The following is a 15,681-nucleotide window of genomic DNA, read 5'->3' as shown; positions in this document are numbered from 1 at the left end:
CACACACGCTTACAGAATCCCGCACCGCCCGGCGCCCGGCACGCGCGGCGGCCGGGATACCCGCCGTGAGGCGGGGCGTGCCGGCCGGGCGGAGGAGGCCGGCCGGCGGCGGGGCCATCAGGGTGGTCGCGGGCCGTGTCGGGCGGCCCGCGCCGGAGCCGTTGGCCATGCTGGAGCGCGAGCTGCCCCTTCCCGGCGAACAAGGAGCACGGTATGCCGACGGACCCGGTGGGACGTTTCCTGGCGGCCCTGGACCCGGAGCACCGGGAGGCCGTGGCCGCCAGACCTCGCGAGGAGCAGGAGCGGCTGGCGGCGGCGTGGGAACGGGAGCTGGAGGCGGACACCGAACTCGACACCCTCGACGAGCTGTCCCCGCCGGCCGCGGAGGCCGAGGCGGCCCGCCGCGTCCTGGAGTCCGGAACCGACTAGCGGAGGACTCCTGTGGGCACCCCTCCGGCCCTCAGACGCCGGGTCCCACGAGATCCCAGGGGCGCGGTCCGGTGCCGTCGGTCCAGGCGCTCAGCTCCTCGCCGTTGACGCACAGGATGCCGCACTGCTGGGCGTACTCGAGGGCGGGCGCCGTGAAGTCGCTCGTCGTGACGACCACCGCTATGTCGGCCTCGTGGACGGTGAAGCAGGTGCCGCCGAAGCGCTGCATGTCCTGCGAGCCGACCTTGTTGGTGTCGCAGTAGCGCTTGCACTGGATGACCACGCGCCGGCCGTCGGGGGTGACCGCGGTGACGTCCGCGCCCAAGTCACCGGCGCCGCCGACCACTTCCACCTGCCGGCAGTCGTCGCGCGCACACAGGTCGGCTATGGCCTGTTCGAAGGCGTCGGGGTCGAGCTCGACGTGGTCGACCACGTCGTCGAGGGGGACGGTCGCCTCCGCACCGCCGGGCCCGAACGGCTCGGCGCCGGGGTACGCGGCCTCCGGAGCGGGGACGCCGGGCCCGCTCGGTACGCCGGCCGGTGCGGTCGGCGCCGCGGCCACCGCCGCCTCCGCCGCCATCGGCTCGGCGGGGGCCGGCATCGGGGCGGGGGCGGGGGCACGCAGTGTGTCGGATGCCCGCTCGGCCGCCGCCTCCAGGGTCTCGGTGGCGCGGCGCGCACATCTGGCGACGGACAGCCGCCGCCACCGGGACCTGCCCGTCAGCGCCGCCGCGAAGCACACCATGGCCAGTGAACAGGCCCAGAACGGACGGCGTTCGACGATGTCGACCGCGGTACGGGCCACGAAGCTCAGGACGCACAGGATGATCGCGAGCAGCACGAAGAACAGGGCGGTCGTGCGCAGGTCGAAGCGCCGCCGGTCACGGTCGACGGGGCGGAAGGGCCGGGCGGGGACGGTCATGCTGGGCTTCCCTCCAAGAGGACGAAGACGAAGATCACCCGGCTACGCGTGCCCAAGATCGCCGACTTCAACGGTGGTTGGCGGCCGGCGACGGCGTGCCTTTGCGGAACGGGCCGGGCGGGCGAATGCTGGAAGTGTTCAGCAGCGCGGCGAGGACTTCGTGGGGCGCGGCCGCGGGCCGGCCTGTCCGGTGCCCCGCGGAGCGGGCCCGTCGCCGCCGCCGTCCGGTGTTCCACGCGGAGGTGACCGAAGGTGAAAGCCGTCGTCTATGAGAAGCCGTTCAGCGTGACGGTGGGTGACGTCGACGATCCGCAGATCCAGCACCCGAACGACGTGATCGTACGGGTCACGTCCACCGCGATCTGCGGCTCCGACCTGCACATGTACGAGGGCCGGACGGCCGCGCCGGCCGGTATCGTCTTCGGCCACGAGAACCTCGGCGTCATCGAGGAGGTCGGCAGCGGTGTCGCCTCCCTGTCCCAGGGCGACCGGGTCGTGATGCCGTTCAACGTGGCCTGCGGGTTCTGCAAGAACTGCCTCGCCGGGAAGACCGGGTTCTGCCTGACGGTGAATCCGGGGTTCGCGGGCGGAGCGTACGGATACGTGGCGATGGGCCCGTTCACCGGCGGCCAGGCCGAGCGGCTGCGGGTCCCGTTCGCCGACTTCAACTGCCTGAAGCTGCCGCCGGGCGAGGAGTTCGAGACGGACTTCGTGCTGCTCGCCGACATCTTCCCGACCGGGTACCACGGCTGCGAGCTGGCGCAGGTGTCGCCCGGTGAGTCCGTGGCCGTGTTCGGCGCGGGCCCGGTCGGCCTGATGGCCGCCTACTCGGCGCTGCTGCGCGGCGCGTCCAAGGTCTTCTCGGTGGACCGGGTGCCCGAGCGGCTCGCCAAGGCGGAGGAGATCGGGGCCATCCCCATCGACTTCACCAAGGGCGACCCGGCCGAGCAGATCAAGGAGCAGACCGCGGGCGAGGGGACCGACAAGGGCGTGGACGCCGTCGGCTACCAGGCCACGTCGCACAAGGACGTGAGCCACGAGGAGCCCGCCGTCGTCCTCAACACCCTCGTCGAGACGGTACGGCCCACGGGCATGCTCGGCGTGCCCGGCCTGTACGTGCCGTCCGACCCGGGCGGACCCGACGAGCACGCCAAGCACGGTCAGCTGCTGGTCTCCATCGGCCGGATGTTCGAGAAGGGTCAGCAGATGGGCACCGGCCAGTGCAACGTCAAGCGGTACAACCGCCAGTTGCGCGACATGATCATCGCAGGGCGGGCCAAGCCGAGCTTCGTGGTCTCGCACGAGCTGCCGCTCGAGGACGCGCCCGACGCGTACGAGAAGTTCGACAAGCGGATCGAGGGCTACACGAAGGTCGTACTGCACCCGGGCCACGCGCTCGCCGCGTGACCTGAACTGCGGCACGGAGAATCCGACGGCGCGTCACCCCTGGTGGGTGACGCGCCGTGGGTCATGGGATGCGGAGTGCCGGATCAGCGGTGGTCGCCGTGGCGGCGGTCACCCCGGTGGTCGCGGTGGTCGTCGCGGCGGTCGCCCCAGCGGCCGCGGTCGTCGTCGCGGCGGTCGCCCCAGCGGCCGCGGTCGTCGTGACGGCGGTCGCCCCAGCGGCCGCGGTCGTCGCCGCGGTGGTCGCGGTAGCCGCCGCCCCAGCGGCCGTGGCGGTCGTTGCCCCAGGACGCGGAGTCGATGTAGCGGCCGCGGCTGTCGCGCAGGGTCGCGGTGTCGTTGTTGTCCCACACCTGGCGGCCGCGGTCCTGGTAGACGTCGCCGACGCGGTCCCGGCCGTTGCCGGTGTGGACGCGGACCGTCTCGTGGCCCTCGAGCCGGTAGTAGCGGAAGACGTACGTGTGACCGTCGGCGTCGGACAGCGTCCAGCCGTTCAGGTTGACGTCGCGCCGGCCCTCGTTGGTGATCTCCACCCACTCCCGGTTGAGGGCGCGGGCGTCGCGGACGTGGGAGCCGTGCTGCACGGCGCTGATGACGACCTGTGCGCGCTGGTAGCGGCCGTGATCGGCAGCCGAGGCCGGCAGTGCCGCCGCGCCCACGACGGCCGTCGCGGCGACGGTGGCGGCAGCGACACGACGTGCGGTCACGAAGACAGAAGCGGACAAGGTGTCCCCCTTCTCAGGGTTGTGCGGGTGGCGGCCGGGCGGCCGCACAGCCACACCGTGCAGGCTGCGGACCGCGCCGCCGACGGACACACGAGGTCCGTTACGGTTCACGCACATTTCCGTGACTCTCGGGTGCAATGTCCATTAATGCGGTGAATGGGGCATGTACGGCCGTCGTCGGCCGTGTGAGGGCCGGCCCGGCCGTGCCTCTCTCACCCGAAAGTGCGTAACAGCCGGCGGCCCGGCGAGTGGGGTCGCCGGGCCGCTGGACGGTGTCGTTACTGGGTCACCTTCAGCAGCTTGTTCGGCGTTCCGCCGGCGGCGTTGGTGATCTTGTCCGCGGTCGCCCCGCCGGTCAGGGCCGTGGCGACCTGGGCCGGTGTGGCGTCCGGATGGGCGGCGACGTAGACGGCGGCGGCACCGGTGACATGGGGGGTGGCCATGGAGGTGCCGGAGATCGTCTTGGTCCCCTCGTCGCTGTCGTTCCAGTCCGAGGTGATGCCCGAACCCGGCGCGTACAGATCGACGGTGGAGCCGAAGTTGGAGAAGTCGGACTGCGCGTCGGCGTCGGTGCTGGAGGCGACGGTCAGGGCCTCGGGCACCCGGGCGGGCGAGCTGTTCTTGGCGTCGGTGGACTCGTTGCCGGCCGCGACCGCGAAGGTGACGCCGGCGGCGATGGCCTTGGCGACCGCCGCGTCGAGGGCCGGGTCCGCGCCGCCGCCGAGGCTCATGTTGGCGACGGAGGGACCCTTGTGGTTCTTGGTCACCCAGTCGATGCCGGCCACGACCTGCTCGGTGGTGCCGGAGCCCTTGTCGTCGAGGACTCTGACGGCGACGATCTTGGCCTTCTTGGCGACACCGTGAGCGGTTCCGGCGATGGTCCCGGCGACGTGGGTGCCGTGGCCGTTGCCGTCGTCGGCGGTCTCGTCGTTGTCGACGGCGTCGAAGCCGTAGGAGGCGCGGCCCGCGAAGTCCTTGTGGCTGATGCGCACGCCGGTGTCGATGACGTACGCGGTCGCGCCCTCGCCGGCCTTGTCGGGATAGGTGTACTTGTGGTCGCCGGCCGTGTCGGCCTGGTCGATCCGGTCCAACCCCCAGGACGGCGGGTTGTCCTGCGCGGCCGCTATGTGGAACTTCTTGTTCTGGACCACCGTCGAGACCGCGGGATCGGCGGCCAGCCGCCTGGCCTCGGTCTCGGTGAGGCTCGAGGCCGAGAAGCCGTTGACCGCCGAGCCGTAGGTGCGGCCGAGTTCACCGCCGTACTGCTGCGCCAGGTCCGCCTTCCGCGCCTGTGACGCCTTGTGGTCCAGCAGGACGATGTAGCTGCCGGCGACCGCTCCCCGGGCGTGCGTCCCGTAGACCGTGCCCTCGGCGGGGCGTTCGGCGTGGGCGGTGGGCGACACGGCCATGGCGGTGCCGACGACGGCCGTCACGGAGGCGATCGCGGTGGCGATCCTCGCCTTGCCCATGCGGTGGTGATGGGTCGTCAAGAGGGGTCTCCTCGTCGTGTGTGGGGGGTGGAGTGGGGGAACGCACCGGCGACGAAGAGCCGGTGCGTCTCGGAGCGTGCCGAGTTGTCACGCACAGATCAACCCCGTGCGTGCGGGCGGCAGGCCGCTCCCGCTCACACCTCCACCGGATCCCCTCGCCCTCGACGGAACCCAGGGGTATAGCCGCAGCTCCCGGCTGTGATTGAAAGCAAAAAACAACACCGGAGGAGCCCTTGTGACTTTTTGCGCACACGATGTGCACTCAGCCGAGCCGGAACCTCTGCGCAGCCGATCCATTGCAGTCCCAGATCTGCAACCGGGTGCCGTTCGCGGTCGCGCCGCCGGGCGAGTCGAGGCAGCGGCCCGACTGCGGGTTCAGCAGCGAACCGTCCGTCCGCTGCACCCACTTCTGGCCGCCCACGCCGTTGCAGTCCCACAGCTGGACCTTCGCCCCGTTCGCCGTTGCGTTGCCCTCGATGTCCAGGCAACGGCCCAACGTCTTCAGGGAGTTGTCGGCCTGATGGAACCAGTGCTGGTCGACCGCCCAGGTCTGGCAGTCCCAGAGCTGCACGGCGGTGCCGTTGACGCCGGTGTCGTCGGCGGCGACGTCGACGCACCTGCCGCCGGGGCCGGCGACGGGCGCGCCGCCGTTGACGGAGAACTTCTGGGCCGGGGCGCCGTTGCAGTCCCAGATCTGCAGTCGGGTGCCGTTCGCGGTGGCGCCGCCGGGCGAGTCGAGGCAGCGGCCCGACTGCGGGTTCAGCAGCGAACCGTCCGTCTGCCGCACCCACCTCTGACCGCCGGCGCCGTCGCAGTCCCACAGCTGGACCTTCGTGCCGTTCGCCGTTGCGTTGCCGCTGATGTCCAGGCACCGGCCGAGCGTGCCGAGGGAGCCGTCGGGATTGTGGGTCCAGAACTGGTCCTCGGCGTACGTCTGGCAGTCCCAGAGCTGTACGGCGGCGCCGTTGACGCCCGTGTCGTCCGCCGCGACGTCGACGCACTTGCCGCCGGGGCCGGTGACCGTGCCCTGGGGGCCGTTGGGCAGGTCCGTCCGGCCGGAGTAGCCGACCGAAACGATGTCGGCCTGCACGGCGTTCTCGGCCGCGTCGGTCGGATAGCCGGCGACCATCACGCCCTCGAAGAACGTGCCCATGTTCCAGTTGCTGTTGTCGCCGCCCGTGCCGAGGATGATGCCGCCCTCCTGGTGCATCGGCCGGTAGCCGCCCCGGGTGGGCAGGGCGCCGTCCCACCACGTGGTCAGCGCTCCGGACTGGGAGTCGCCGCCCTTCAGGGCGTATCGCGTCTGCCCGTTGTTCTTCAGCATCGCGGTGACGTACGCGCTGCTGTTGCCGCGGTTGGCGGTGTTGGAGCCGTTGTCGCCCTGGAACATGCCGTTCTCCAGGTCCGCCTCGACCCAGGGCCCCGAGCCGGTGCACGGGGCGAAGTAGCAGGTGGTCGCGATGCTGACCGCGTCCATGTGCCCGTTGCCGGTGTCGGCCGGTGTGCTCTCGGCGTTGCCGTAGTCGAAGCAGCAGGCCGAGCCGACGTGGGTGCCGCTGGCCACCATGTAGGCGCCCTCGGGCTGCCCGTTCACCGCGACGCCCGAGGCGACGCCGGTGTAGCGGTAGCCCACGCCGGGCGAGATCCACACGCCGTAGACCTTGTGGCCGCCCGCGGTGACGGCGATCTCACCGGCGTCCGCGCCGCGGTCCGCGCCCATGCCGGCGGTCCCGGCGGGCCCGGGGGTGAGGTCGTTGTGGCGTGCGGTCTGGTCGTAGATCCGGGTGATGCGGCAGGTGGTCCCGCCGCAGAAGGTGTCCTGGCGGCCGGCGTCGGCGTAACCGCCCGGCGACAGCATTCCGATGTCGGTCGCGGCGCCGTCCGAGGCCCGGGTCACCCGGTACAGGGGGCCGTTGTAGGCGCCGTAGAGCGCGCGCACCGTGCTGTGCGCGGCGACGCACGGGGTGCCGGCGCCGCCGTAGATGTCGCACGGCAGTGAGCCGGCGGCCTCGGCCGGCCCGCTCAGGCCGGCCAGGGCGCCGAGCACGAGCGCCAGGACGGCCGACAGGGATCGCACGCGTGCGTAGGGGCGCCGCGGCGGTCTGGGCCCGGCGCCGGTCGTGAGTTCGAGTCTCTCTCCGCGCATCGTCTGCTCCTCGAAGGACGGGACGTGCTGCCAACAGGGCGGCGTGGCGGCCGAGTTCGTCTTTCGCTGCGGCCGTTGCGGAACGTATGAAGCGCGGTGGATGACGTCAAGATTTGTTGCTTCAGACTTATTTAAAGTTTTGTATCTGTCCTGAAATGTTGCTTCCGTGGGTGGCTTGACGCCTCACTTCGGGGCACACGGACAGGAGAGGTGTTACTTCGACAGGAGGCACGTCATGATCGCCCTCGGAGTCATCCTGCTCATCATCGGCTTCCTCACCGGGATCTCGATTCTGTGGACCATCGGCATCATCCTGGTGGTGATCGGCGCGGTCCTGTGGATCCTCGGCTCGATGGGGCACGCGGTCGCGGGTCGCAAGCACTACTGGTAGGAGTACCGCCCGGCGGCTCCGCCGTGCGCTACCTGCACAGTGCGTCCCCCAAGGGCGTGCGCCGGTAGCGCACGGTGCGGCCGCTGCGAGCGCGGCTGAGCAGCCCGGCGTCGTAGAGGACGGCGAGGTGCTGGCTGACGGCGCCGGGGGTGACCTCCAGGCGGTGCGCGAGTTCGGTCGTGGAGGCCGGTTCGGCGAGAAGGGACAGCAGCCGCGCCCGGGGCCGGCCGAGGAGCCGGACCAGGGCGCGGTCGGTCACCGGGGGCGGCGTCTCGGAGAGAGTGGCGCGGCCGCGGGCCGGATACACGAGGAGCGGCGGGCGGGAAGCGTCGATCATCGTCTGGGCGCCGCGCGCGAAGAGCGTGGGCACCAGCACCATGCCGCGGCCCGCGATGCGGATGTCGGCCGACGGCCAGGGAGCGGTGTCGCCCTCGCGGTGCAGGCGGAGCTGGTCGCCGGTCCACACCAGCCGCGGGTCGAGCCCGGCGAACAGCGCGGCCGCGCCCTGTTCCGCCAGCACCCGCGCGCGGTGGGCGAGATCGGCCTCCATGATGCTCTGCGTACGCGGCCACCAGGCGTCGGCGAGGCAGGTGCGCCAGTACGCGTCGAGGGCGCCGGTGAGCCGGACGAGGAAGGCCGCGGGGTCGGCCAGGCCCCGGGCGACGAGCGGGGGAAGGGTGTCGGCGGTGCGGTAGGTGGCCCGGAAGTCCGCGGCGACGACCTCCGGCGGGGTGCGGCGCACCTCGTCGAGCTCCTGCGCGAAGACCGGCCGGGCCCGCGCCGGGCGCGGGGTGAGGAAGTCCGGCACCCACAGCCAGGGGGCGACCAGGACGGTGAGCACTTCGTGGTCGAGGTGCTCCAGACGCGGGCGGATACGGCGCAGCCACGGCCGGTGGTGCGGATACCTCGCGGAGTCGTGCAGACAGCGCAGCGAGAACACCGCCTCCTGCAGCGGGGAGTAGGCGAAGGAGGTGGTGGCCAGATCGCCGACGGCGAAGCGGAACTCGATCATTGAGCGTCACGCTAAATCATTGTCGGAGCGGGACGCGGACCGGGTTGGCTGTCGGCCATGACCACCACACCACTTCCGAAGTCGGCCTGCGAGGAGGGCGGTTCGCGGCCGGAACGGGCGACCCGGGCGGGCGGGCTACTGCCGGCCGATCCGGTGCTGCGCCTCGCCACCGTGCTGACGGCCGTCAACTCCCTCGGCAACGGGCTGTACTTCCCCCTTGGCGTCCTGTACTTCACGCGTATCGTCGGCCTGGAGGCGACCTCCGTCGGGCTCGGGATGACGGTCGCGGGCCTGGTGGGCGTGGCCGCGGGGGTGCCCGCCGGACGGGCGGCGGACCGGTGGGGGGCGCGGCGGGTCGGCTCGCTGCTGTGGGGCGGCACGGGGATCGCCACGGCCTCGTACGTCCTCGTCGGCTCCTACGCCGCGTTCCTGGTCGCGGTGATCTGCGCCACGGGACTGCAGATGGCGAGCCGGGGGGTGCAGGGCGCGCTGTACGCGGAGGTGCTGGCGCCGGCGACGCGGGTGGAGGCGCGGGCGTACCTGCGGATGGTGACGAACGTCGGGATGGGCGTGGGCGGCGCGCTGGGCGCGGTCGCCCTGCAGGTGGACACGCGGGGCGCCTACCTGACGGTGATCGTGCTCAACGCGCTGTCCTTCGCGGGCCCCGCGCTGCTGCTGCCTCGGCTGCCGCTGGCGCCGCACGCGCGGGAGCGCGCGGTCCCCGCGGCCGGCGCCGCGGCGGTCGACCGCTGGCGGGCGGTGCGCGACCTGCCCTTCCTGACGGTGACGGTGCTCAACGCGGTGCTGGTGGTGCAGTACACGCTGGCCGAGGTCGGGCTGCCGCTGTGGATCGTGCAGCGCACCACGGCTCCGCGCTGGACGGCCGCTCTGCTGATGATCGTCAACTGTGTGCTGGTGGCCCTGCTTCAGGTGCGGGTCGCCCGGCGCGCCTCCCATGTGACCACGGCGGTGCGGGCGATGGGCTGGTCGGGCCTGCTGCTGGCGGCGGCCTGCGCGGTGTACGCGCTGTCCGCGGGCCTCTCCCCCGTGTGGGCGGTGCTGTCGCTGACGGCCGGGGCGGTGGTGCAGGTGTTCGCCGAGGTGCTGTCGGCCGCCGGCGGCTGGACCCTCGGCTACGAACTCGCCGACGCCCGCGCGCACGGCGTCTACCAGGGGGTGTTCGGCACGGGTGCATCGGCGGGGATGATGGCGGGACCGGCCCTGGTCACGGTCACCGCGATCGCGCACGGCGCCTTCGGATGGGCGGTGCTGGGCGGGGTGTTCGCCCTCGCCGGGCTCTGCGTGGCGCCGGCCGTGCGCTGGGCCCGGCGGGACGGCGCCTGGCGGGGCGAGCCGGCCTGACGCCCCCCGCCCGGCGGGGCGTCAGGCCGGTTGTTCCCCCGGCCGGTACGCTGAGCGCGATCCGCCCCTGGTCGTGTCAACTGGAGCAGCCCGTATGGAACTTGTCTTCGACGGCCGGGTGATCGAGTGGCGTGGGCCGTCCCCGTTCTACTTCGTGGGCGTGCCCGAGGAGGAGTCCACCGAGATCCGGGAGATCGCCTCGGCGGCCACCTACGGCTGGGGCGTCATCCCGGTCGACGCCCGGATCGGCGGCAGCGACTTCTCCACGTCGCTCTTCCCGAAGGACGGCGGCTATCTGCTGCCGCTGAAGAAGGCGGTGCGTGCGCCGCAGGGCCTGTCGGCGGGCGACGAGGTGACCGTGACCATGACCGTGCGCCTCTGACCCGCGGGCCCGGCCCCCGTCGCGGCCCCGGACACCCGGAACAGCAAACGGAATCAATGGTTCCGTGACATCCGTCACAGCACCGCCGCGACATGAGCGGGTCGGTTAGTAGACCCCGCTCCGGCGACATATGAGATTTGTCCGTCTTGGTGCGGAAGTGGATCAGGGCAGACCGGACGGCGTTCCGACCGGACGGCCGCGTCGGCCCTGCGCTCGGCGCGGGACGGTTTCTGACGGAGCGGCAGCGGTGGGCGCACCTCCCTCCGGCCGTACCTGCACGCTCCGACGCCCTTGGCAAGGGCCGACCCCGTCTACTAGGCGCGGTAGTACGACGGCCTCTTTGCATGCCGTGTGAAGGCTTCCTAAGAATGACGATCCGCAAGGCGTTCCCGCAGGTCGGGAGCGGAGTCCGCGGCGCGTCGGCCACACCGGGGCGCGCAACGACCAGCGAGTGAGGTCACGCAATGGGAGAGCATCGCAAGAAGCAGCGTTACCGGCGGGTGGTCGTCGCTGCGGTCGCCGTGAGCGCCGTCGGAGTGCCGTCCATAGCCATGGCCTGCGGCGAGTGGCCGGGCGGCGCAGCGGACCGCCCCGTCGACGCCCGGAACGCCGCCGCGCAGAGCCGGTACGCCGACTACGGACAGCGGTACTGGCACGGAGACGGCGGGATCGCGCCCAGCTGGCTGCCCTCGCAGACTCCGAGCACGAGCGCACCGAGTGCGACCACCCCTGCCGCGACCGCACCGAGCGCTCCCGCCGCAACCCCGCAGAAGCCGAAGCACAAGCACCGGCACCGGCACCTGCGCAAGCACACCGTCACGGTGTCCCCCAGCGCTCCCCGGCCCACCGCCTCCACGCCCCGGAGCACCCCGAAGCCCGCCGCCACGGCTCCCCGCAGCACGCCCAGGCCCACCGCGCCGGCGGCCACCGCGACCGCGCCGAGCACCCCGGCGCCCACCGCCTCCGCCACCGCCACCGCCTCGGGCGTCGTCGCCCGCGTCGTGGAGCTGGTCAACGCCGAGCGCGGCAAGGTCGGTTGCTCCCCCCTGAACCTGAACGCGACCCTCACCAAGGCCGCCCAGGAGCACAGCCAGGACATGGCCGCCCACCAGAACATGTCGCACACCGGCTCCGACGGCTCCTCGCCCGGCGACCGGATCACCGGCGCCGGCTACTCCTGGAGCTCCTACGGCGAGAACGTCGCGTACGGCTACTCCACGCCGGAGGAGGTCATGGCCGGCTGGATGTCCAGCCCCGGTCACCGGGCCAACATCCTCAACTGCGCGTTCAAGGAGATCGGCGTCGGCCTGGCGCAGCCCGGCAGCTACTGGACCCAGGACTTCGGGGCCGCCCGCTAGCGGGCCGCCCGGCCCCGTGACCCGTCCGTCCGACACTGGTGAGCCGGAAGGGGGCTATGGGAGCGGCTTCTGGGTAGCCGACTGATTCAGATCAGCCACGTACCCAGTGACAACCGAGGCAGTTTCATGGCCATCCCGCTTAGGCAGAAGGCGTCGGATGAGCCGGAACGGAACGGGGACGCCTCGCTGCGGTGGAACACCACCTGGGACAGCGGTGCTCTCAGCGCCGCCCAGGCCCGCGCAGCGGCGGAGCGCTTTCTCGACCGTGTCCGTGCCACCGACCGCATCCCCGTCCCCGACCGCGTGGTGCAGGACACGCAATTGGTGGTCAGTGAACTGATCACGAATGTCGTGCGGCACACGTCGGGGCCCTGTGGGCTCGGTCTGGAGGTGTCTCCCGACGGTGACCGCCTGCGGATCTCGGTGTGGGACTCCTCCCGCCGGATGCCCGAGGTCCTCTCCCCCGACGGGGAGCGCATCGGCGGCCACGGGCTCGAGATCGTCAAGGCGATCAGCCACACGCTGTCCGTGACGGCCCACGACGAGGGCAAGCAGGTCGACGTGTCGCTCCTGCTGCCCGGCTCCCGCGGCCCCGCGGCCGCGGGCCGGGACCCGGATCCGCGGCGGAGGGCGCCGCGGGAGCGGAGCCGGACGGATCCGCCCAACGGGCCGCCACCGCCGCCGGGACGGACGGCACCGGCCCACAGCCGGTCAGACCGGCCCGGGACGGTCGTCGCGCACCCGCTCGGCGATGTCGCGCAGCTTGACGTTGTGCTCCTGCGAGATGCGCCGCAGCACGTTGAAGGCCTCGTCCTCGCTCAGCTTGTGGCGCTCCCGCAGGATGCCCATGGCCTCCCCGATGGCGTGCCGGCTCTGCAGCCCGTGCTCGAGCTGGTCGATGGTGCGGGCGCTGGCCAGGGCGACGGCGGCGTGCGAGGCCAGCAGCCAGCCGGCCGTCTCGATCTCCTTGCCGAAGGCCCCGGGACGGGAGCTGTACAGGTTCAGCGCCCCGAAGTCCTCGTGGTCCGTGTACAGCAGCACCCCCGTCATGCTGCAGACGCCCACTTCGCGGGCCTGCGACGCGAACCTCCCCCAGCCGGGCTGGGGCGCGGTCATGTCGGAGATGCGGTAGACACGGTCGCCGCCACCGCGCCGTGCCAGGTCGAAGCACGGCCCCTCCCCCAGCTCGCCCTGGAGCCGGTCGCACTCGCGGACCACGTCGTCGGTGGCGGACAGGGTGACCGCCTTGCCCTTGCGCACCGCGAGGATGCCCGCGGACTCACAGCCCTCGACGAGTTCCACGGCCGCCGCACAGATCGCGTCCAGCGTCGCCTGTACCGAGTCCTGCTCCAGCAGGTCCCTGGCGAGCCGGGCCATCGCCTCCGCGTACTCCCGCCACTCCATCCGCCACCACTTCCGTCTCGCTCACCGGTTCGATCAACAGTAGCGCCGCCGTCGCGGGCGCCGCGCCTCCGGCTCGGGCCCGGGCCCGGGCGCGGCGCTCCCGGGCGACGGCTCAGTCGTCGGAATCCGGCTTGCCGCGCGCGGCGGCGTAGGCCTGGGCCGGGGTCATCGGGACTCCGCCCAGGCTGACCGTCTTGTAGGGGCTGACCTTGGCGCAGGTCTTCGCCTGGTCGGCGGTCTGGGCGTGGGCGTTGGAGACGGCGGCCTTCGCGTCGCCCGGCGCCGACGAGGCCGACGACGAGGCGCCGGGCCAGGTGGCGCCGCTCGGCCAGTCGGCGCCGACCACGAGGGTGAGACCGGTGCCGGAGCCCTGCTTCAGATGCGAGGCGGGCAGGCCCAGGGCCTCGGCGGCGGCCCGGGCCTCCGCCTTCTGGCCGGTGCCGTAGGTGAGCGTGGTGGTGGCCGCGGGGCTGGGGGCGTTGGCCGTGGTCGTGCCGGTGCTGAAGCCCTTGCCGGTGAGCGCGGCGGCGACGGAGGAGGCGCGGCCGGTGATCGCGGTGCCGTTCTCGACGGTGACGGCGATGTCGGAGGCGGGCACGGCCGACGCCTTGTCCTTGTCCTTGGCCTTGGCGGTCGCCGAGGCGGCCCCGGACTTCTTTCCCGAGCCGGTGGTCAGTGACCGGTCGTCGGCGATGGCGGAGAAGAGCGCCGTGGCGCCGGAGCCCACCACGACCCGGTTCTTGTCGCCGGGATCGGCGCCCGTCTGCATCGTGGTGAAGGTCATCCGCTTGGTGGGGACCTTGTTCACGTCGGTGGCGAGACCGATCAGCTTCTTCACGGTGCCGAGGCCGTCGTCCACGGTCAGCGCCTTGGTGGCGGCGTCCGCGAGATCGTAGACCGCGCTCGGGTCGGTGAGCGTGCCCGCGCTCTTGAACTTGCGGATCATCGCGCTGAGGAAGATGTGCTGGGAGATGGTGCGCCCGAGGTCGCTGCCGTCGCCGAAGCCGTGCCGGGAGCGGACGAACTCCAGGGCCGCGACGCCCTTGAGGGTGTGGCTGCCCTCGGACAGCTTCAGATGCGAGTAGGTGTCGTAGACGTCGTCGGTGACGCAGACGGAGACTCCGCCGACCGCGTCGGACATCTTGACCACGCCGGAGAAGTCCAGCTTGACGAAGTGGTCGATGGGGATGCCGGTGAGCTGGTGCACGGTGGCCACCTGGCAGGCGGGGCCGTACTGCAGCGCGCTGTTGATCTGGCCGTAGTAGCCGGCCGTGGACCGGCCGGTGGCACTGTCCTTGCAGGCCGGGACCTTGGTCATGGTGTCGCGGGGGATGCTCATCACGGTGGCGTTGGAGCGGTCGGCGGATATGTGCACCACCATCTGCACGTCCGCGTTGCTGCCGTCCTGGACGCCGGTGTGCGAGCAGCCGCCGCCGAGTTCGCAGTCCGCCTTGCTGGTGCGGCCGTCCGAGCCCATCACCAGGATGTTGATCGGGGTGCGGCCGAAGGCGTCGGCCTTCTCGCTGCCGCCCTTGCCGTCGAGCGAGACGCTGTGGATGTTGCCGTTCAGATGCTCGTAGAACCACCAGCCGGCACCGGCCGTGACCAGTATCGCGAGCGACAGGCCTATTCCGGCGATCCGCAGCGCGCGCCTGCCGCGCCGGACGGGCCGGCCCCGCCGGGCCCGTGCGCCGCGGGGAGGGGCGGCTTCCCGCGCCGCCCGCCGGGCGGCACTCCGGCCGCCGGAGGCCGGCGGCGCGCCGGAGTCGCCGGTGCGCTGTGCGGGCACCCGGGCGGTGCCGTCACGCGTGGCCTGACCGCCCGGGCCGTCCCACGGGTCGCTCATCTTCCACTCCCCTGAACGGTCGGGCCCGGCAGGCTGGACCGTGTCGGGCGCACGGCGGCTCCACCTGGGTTTCTTCGGTTGCGAAATCTAACAAACCCCTGGTGCGAACAGCACGGATCCTGGGGTGATTCACAGGTGAGAGGTCGGCAAGACGGGCCGGCGCGACGGTCCGCCGCCGGGGCGAATCGGGGCTTTTCGGTCGGCGCGAAAGGGGCACGCGTCCGGGGTAGGTGTTCCGACCGGAGGGGCGGTGTCCCGATGTCCGAGTACGAGCGTTCCCGCACGATGCCCGCACAGCCCGAGCATGTCTTCGACCAGGCGGCCAACACCCACCAGCTCGACGCCTGGCTGCCGCGCGAGCTGCACGTGCGTGTCGAGGATCCGCCCGCCGTCACGGTCCACGAGGACGACACCGGCCAGGACACGGCGGCCCTCATGCGCTCCGAGAGCGACCAGCTCCGCATCGAGTGGGGCACTCGCGGACAGGGCTCCTACGCGGGCTGGCTCCAGGTCGCCGGGATCGGCAGCGGCGCGAGCGAGGTGACCGTGCACCTGTCCTTCTTCGACGAGGGCCACGACCCGGGCGAGCGGCAGGTGTGCGAAGCACTCGACGACAGCCTGCGGCGCCTGGAGGAGCAGGTGCGGCTGCGCGTCGACAACGCGGCGGGCTGAGCCCGGCGCCGACGGGTGTCCGGTGACCGGACACCGTACGGAGGCATGTGACACGTCCTGCGGGTATACGTACGCCCGGCGGATCCGGCGCCCGCCCCGAAGCCATGGTGCGGGGGGGGCCACGACAGGGGAGGCAGG

At 72.2% G+C, this 15,681-nt stretch carries 14 protein-coding genes and 1 pseudogene; 8 read left to right on the top strand and 7 right to left on the bottom strand.

Features of this window, described 5'->3' with window-relative positions; all coding sequences use genetic code 11:
* The first annotated feature begins 213 nt into the window (after positions 1-213).
* Positions 214-429: a hypothetical protein gene (locus tag ACFYU0_RS04180; RefSeq protein WP_351663698.1), complete on the top strand. Its 216-nt coding sequence runs from the start codon at positions 214-216 to the stop codon at positions 427-429.
* A gap of 31 nt (positions 430-460) precedes the next feature.
* On the opposite strand, the gene ACFYU0_RS04175 is transcribed toward ACFYU0_RS04180, so the two are convergent.
* Positions 461-1,351: a restriction endonuclease gene (locus ACFYU0_RS04175; RefSeq protein ID WP_389297630.1), complete on the bottom strand. Its 891-nt coding sequence runs from the start codon at positions 1,349-1,351 to the stop codon at positions 461-463.
* Positions 1,352-1,603: 252 nt separating this feature from the next.
* Here ACFYU0_RS04175 and ACFYU0_RS04170 point away from each other — a divergent pair, with 252 nt between their 5' ends.
* Positions 1,604-2,758, top strand: a complete 1,155-nt coding sequence (locus ACFYU0_RS04170; protein WP_351663206.1) for a glutathione-independent formaldehyde dehydrogenase — start codon at positions 1,604-1,606, stop codon at positions 2,756-2,758.
* 83 nt (positions 2,759-2,841) lie between these two features.
* Here the strand turns inward: ACFYU0_RS04170 and ACFYU0_RS04165 are convergent, their stop codons facing one another.
* The 3 genes from ACFYU0_RS04165 to ACFYU0_RS04155 form a co-directional block, all read right to left on the bottom strand.
* Positions 2,842-3,462: a lamin tail domain-containing protein gene (locus ACFYU0_RS04165; RefSeq protein WP_389297628.1), complete on the bottom strand. Its 621-nt coding sequence runs from the start codon at positions 3,460-3,462 to the stop codon at positions 2,842-2,844.
* A 296-nt stretch (positions 3,463-3,758) separates the two neighbouring features.
* Entirely contained in the window at positions 3,759-4,889 is a 1,131-nt protein-coding gene (locus tag ACFYU0_RS04160) for a S8 family peptidase (protein WP_389297977.1), read from the bottom strand.
* A gap of 343 nt (positions 4,890-5,232) precedes the next feature.
* Positions 5,233-7,116, bottom strand: coding sequence for an arabinofuranosidase catalytic domain-containing protein (locus ACFYU0_RS04155; RefSeq protein ID WP_389297627.1), 1,884 nt, complete (start codon positions 7,114-7,116; stop codon positions 5,233-5,235).
* A 235-nt stretch (positions 7,117-7,351) separates the two neighbouring features.
* Here ACFYU0_RS04155 and ACFYU0_RS04150 point away from each other — a divergent pair, with 235 nt between their 5' ends.
* Positions 7,352-7,507 carry a DUF6131 family protein gene (locus tag ACFYU0_RS04150; RefSeq protein WP_199209266.1) on the top strand — a complete coding sequence of 52 codons (156 nt, stop codon included), beginning with the start codon at positions 7,352-7,354 and terminating at the stop codon, positions 7,505-7,507.
* A gap of 28 nt (positions 7,508-7,535) precedes the next feature.
* On the opposite strand, the gene ACFYU0_RS04145 is transcribed toward ACFYU0_RS04150, so the two are convergent.
* The gene (locus ACFYU0_RS04145) at positions 7,536-8,519 is read right to left on the bottom strand and encodes an ArsR family transcriptional regulator (RefSeq protein WP_389297625.1); all 984 of its coding nucleotides are present in this window, start codon (positions 8,517-8,519) and stop codon (positions 7,536-7,538) included.
* A gap of 57 nt (positions 8,520-8,576) precedes the next feature.
* Between ACFYU0_RS04145 and ACFYU0_RS04140 the strand changes: the two genes are divergently transcribed.
* The 4 genes and pseudogenes from ACFYU0_RS04140 to ACFYU0_RS04125 form a co-directional block, all read left to right on the top strand.
* Positions 8,577-9,881, top strand: coding sequence for an MFS transporter (locus ACFYU0_RS04140; protein ID WP_389297623.1), 1,305 nt, complete (start codon positions 8,577-8,579; stop codon positions 9,879-9,881).
* A gap of 94 nt (positions 9,882-9,975) precedes the next feature.
* Entirely contained in the window at positions 9,976-10,263 is a 288-nt protein-coding gene (locus ACFYU0_RS04135; protein ID WP_389297621.1) for a DUF1905 domain-containing protein, read from the top strand.
* Between the two features lie 464 nt (positions 10,264-10,727).
* Positions 10,728-11,621, top strand: coding sequence for a CAP domain-containing protein (locus ACFYU0_RS04130; protein WP_389297619.1), 894 nt, complete (start codon positions 10,728-10,730; stop codon positions 11,619-11,621).
* 126 nt (positions 11,622-11,747) lie between these two features.
* Positions 11,748-12,179, top strand: a pseudogene (locus ACFYU0_RS04125) (ATP-binding protein); the annotation flags it as partial.
* A gap of 153 nt (positions 12,180-12,332) precedes the next feature.
* Here the strand turns inward: ACFYU0_RS04125 and ACFYU0_RS04120 are convergent.
* Both ACFYU0_RS04120 and ACFYU0_RS04115 read right to left on the bottom strand, forming a co-directional pair.
* A complete protein-coding gene (locus ACFYU0_RS04120) occupies positions 12,333-13,025 on the bottom strand; it encodes a GAF and ANTAR domain-containing protein (RefSeq protein ID WP_389297617.1) in 693 nt (230 codons plus the stop codon).
* Between the two features lie 112 nt (positions 13,026-13,137).
* Positions 13,138-14,871: an LCP family protein gene (locus tag ACFYU0_RS04115; protein WP_389297615.1), complete on the bottom strand. Its 1,734-nt coding sequence runs from the start codon at positions 14,869-14,871 to the stop codon at positions 13,138-13,140.
* Between the two features lie 258 nt (positions 14,872-15,129).
* Here ACFYU0_RS04115 and ACFYU0_RS04110 point away from each other — a divergent pair, with 258 nt between their 5' ends.
* Positions 15,130-15,543: an SRPBCC family protein gene (locus ACFYU0_RS04110; RefSeq protein WP_351663176.1), complete on the top strand. Its 414-nt coding sequence runs from the start codon at positions 15,130-15,132 to the stop codon at positions 15,541-15,543.
* The last annotated feature ends 138 nt before the right edge of the window (positions 15,544-15,681 follow it).

It is taken from the genome of Streptomyces sp. NPDC003720 (genome assembly GCF_042875075.1).
Taxonomy (GTDB): Bacteria; Actinomycetota; Actinomycetes; order Streptomycetales; family Streptomycetaceae; genus Streptomyces.
This window is presented reverse-complemented; position numbering and strand designations above follow the sequence as displayed.

Bases quoted from the DNA above. Each gene is read 5' to 3' on its own strand.
- ACFYU0_RS04180 (WP_351663698.1), top strand. From the start codon at position 214: ATGCCGACGGACCCGGTGGGACGTTTCCTGGCGGCCCTGGACCCGGAG.
- ACFYU0_RS04175 (WP_389297630.1), bottom strand. From the start codon at position 1,351: ATGACCGTCCCCGCCCGGCCCTTCCGCCCCGTCGACCGTGACCGGCGG.
- ACFYU0_RS04160 (WP_389297977.1), bottom strand. From the start codon at position 4,889: ATGGCCGTGTCGCCCACCGCCCACGCCGAACGCCCCGCCGAGGGCACG.
- ACFYU0_RS04155 (WP_389297627.1), bottom strand. From the start codon at position 7,116: ATGCGCGGAGAGAGACTCGAACTCACGACCGGCGCCGGGCCCAGACCG.
- ACFYU0_RS04150 (WP_199209266.1), top strand. From the start codon at position 7,352: ATGATCGCCCTCGGAGTCATCCTGCTCATCATCGGCTTCCTCACCGGG.
- ACFYU0_RS04145 (WP_389297625.1), bottom strand. From the start codon at position 8,519: ATGATCGAGTTCCGCTTCGCCGTCGGCGATCTGGCCACCACCTCCTTC.
- ACFYU0_RS04140 (WP_389297623.1), top strand. From the start codon at position 8,577: ATGACCACCACACCACTTCCGAAGTCGGCCTGCGAGGAGGGCGGTTCG.
- ACFYU0_RS04135 (WP_389297621.1), top strand. From the start codon at position 9,976: ATGGAACTTGTCTTCGACGGCCGGGTGATCGAGTGGCGTGGGCCGTCC.
- ACFYU0_RS04130 (WP_389297619.1), top strand. From the start codon at position 10,728: ATGGGAGAGCATCGCAAGAAGCAGCGTTACCGGCGGGTGGTCGTCGCT.
- ACFYU0_RS04120 (WP_389297617.1), bottom strand. From the start codon at position 13,025: ATGGAGTGGCGGGAGTACGCGGAGGCGATGGCCCGGCTCGCCAGGGAC.
- ACFYU0_RS04115 (WP_389297615.1), bottom strand. From the start codon at position 14,871: ATGAGCGACCCGTGGGACGGCCCGGGCGGTCAGGCCACGCGTGACGGC.
- ACFYU0_RS04110 (WP_351663176.1), top strand. From the start codon at position 15,130: ATGTCCGAGTACGAGCGTTCCCGCACGATGCCCGCACAGCCCGAGCAT.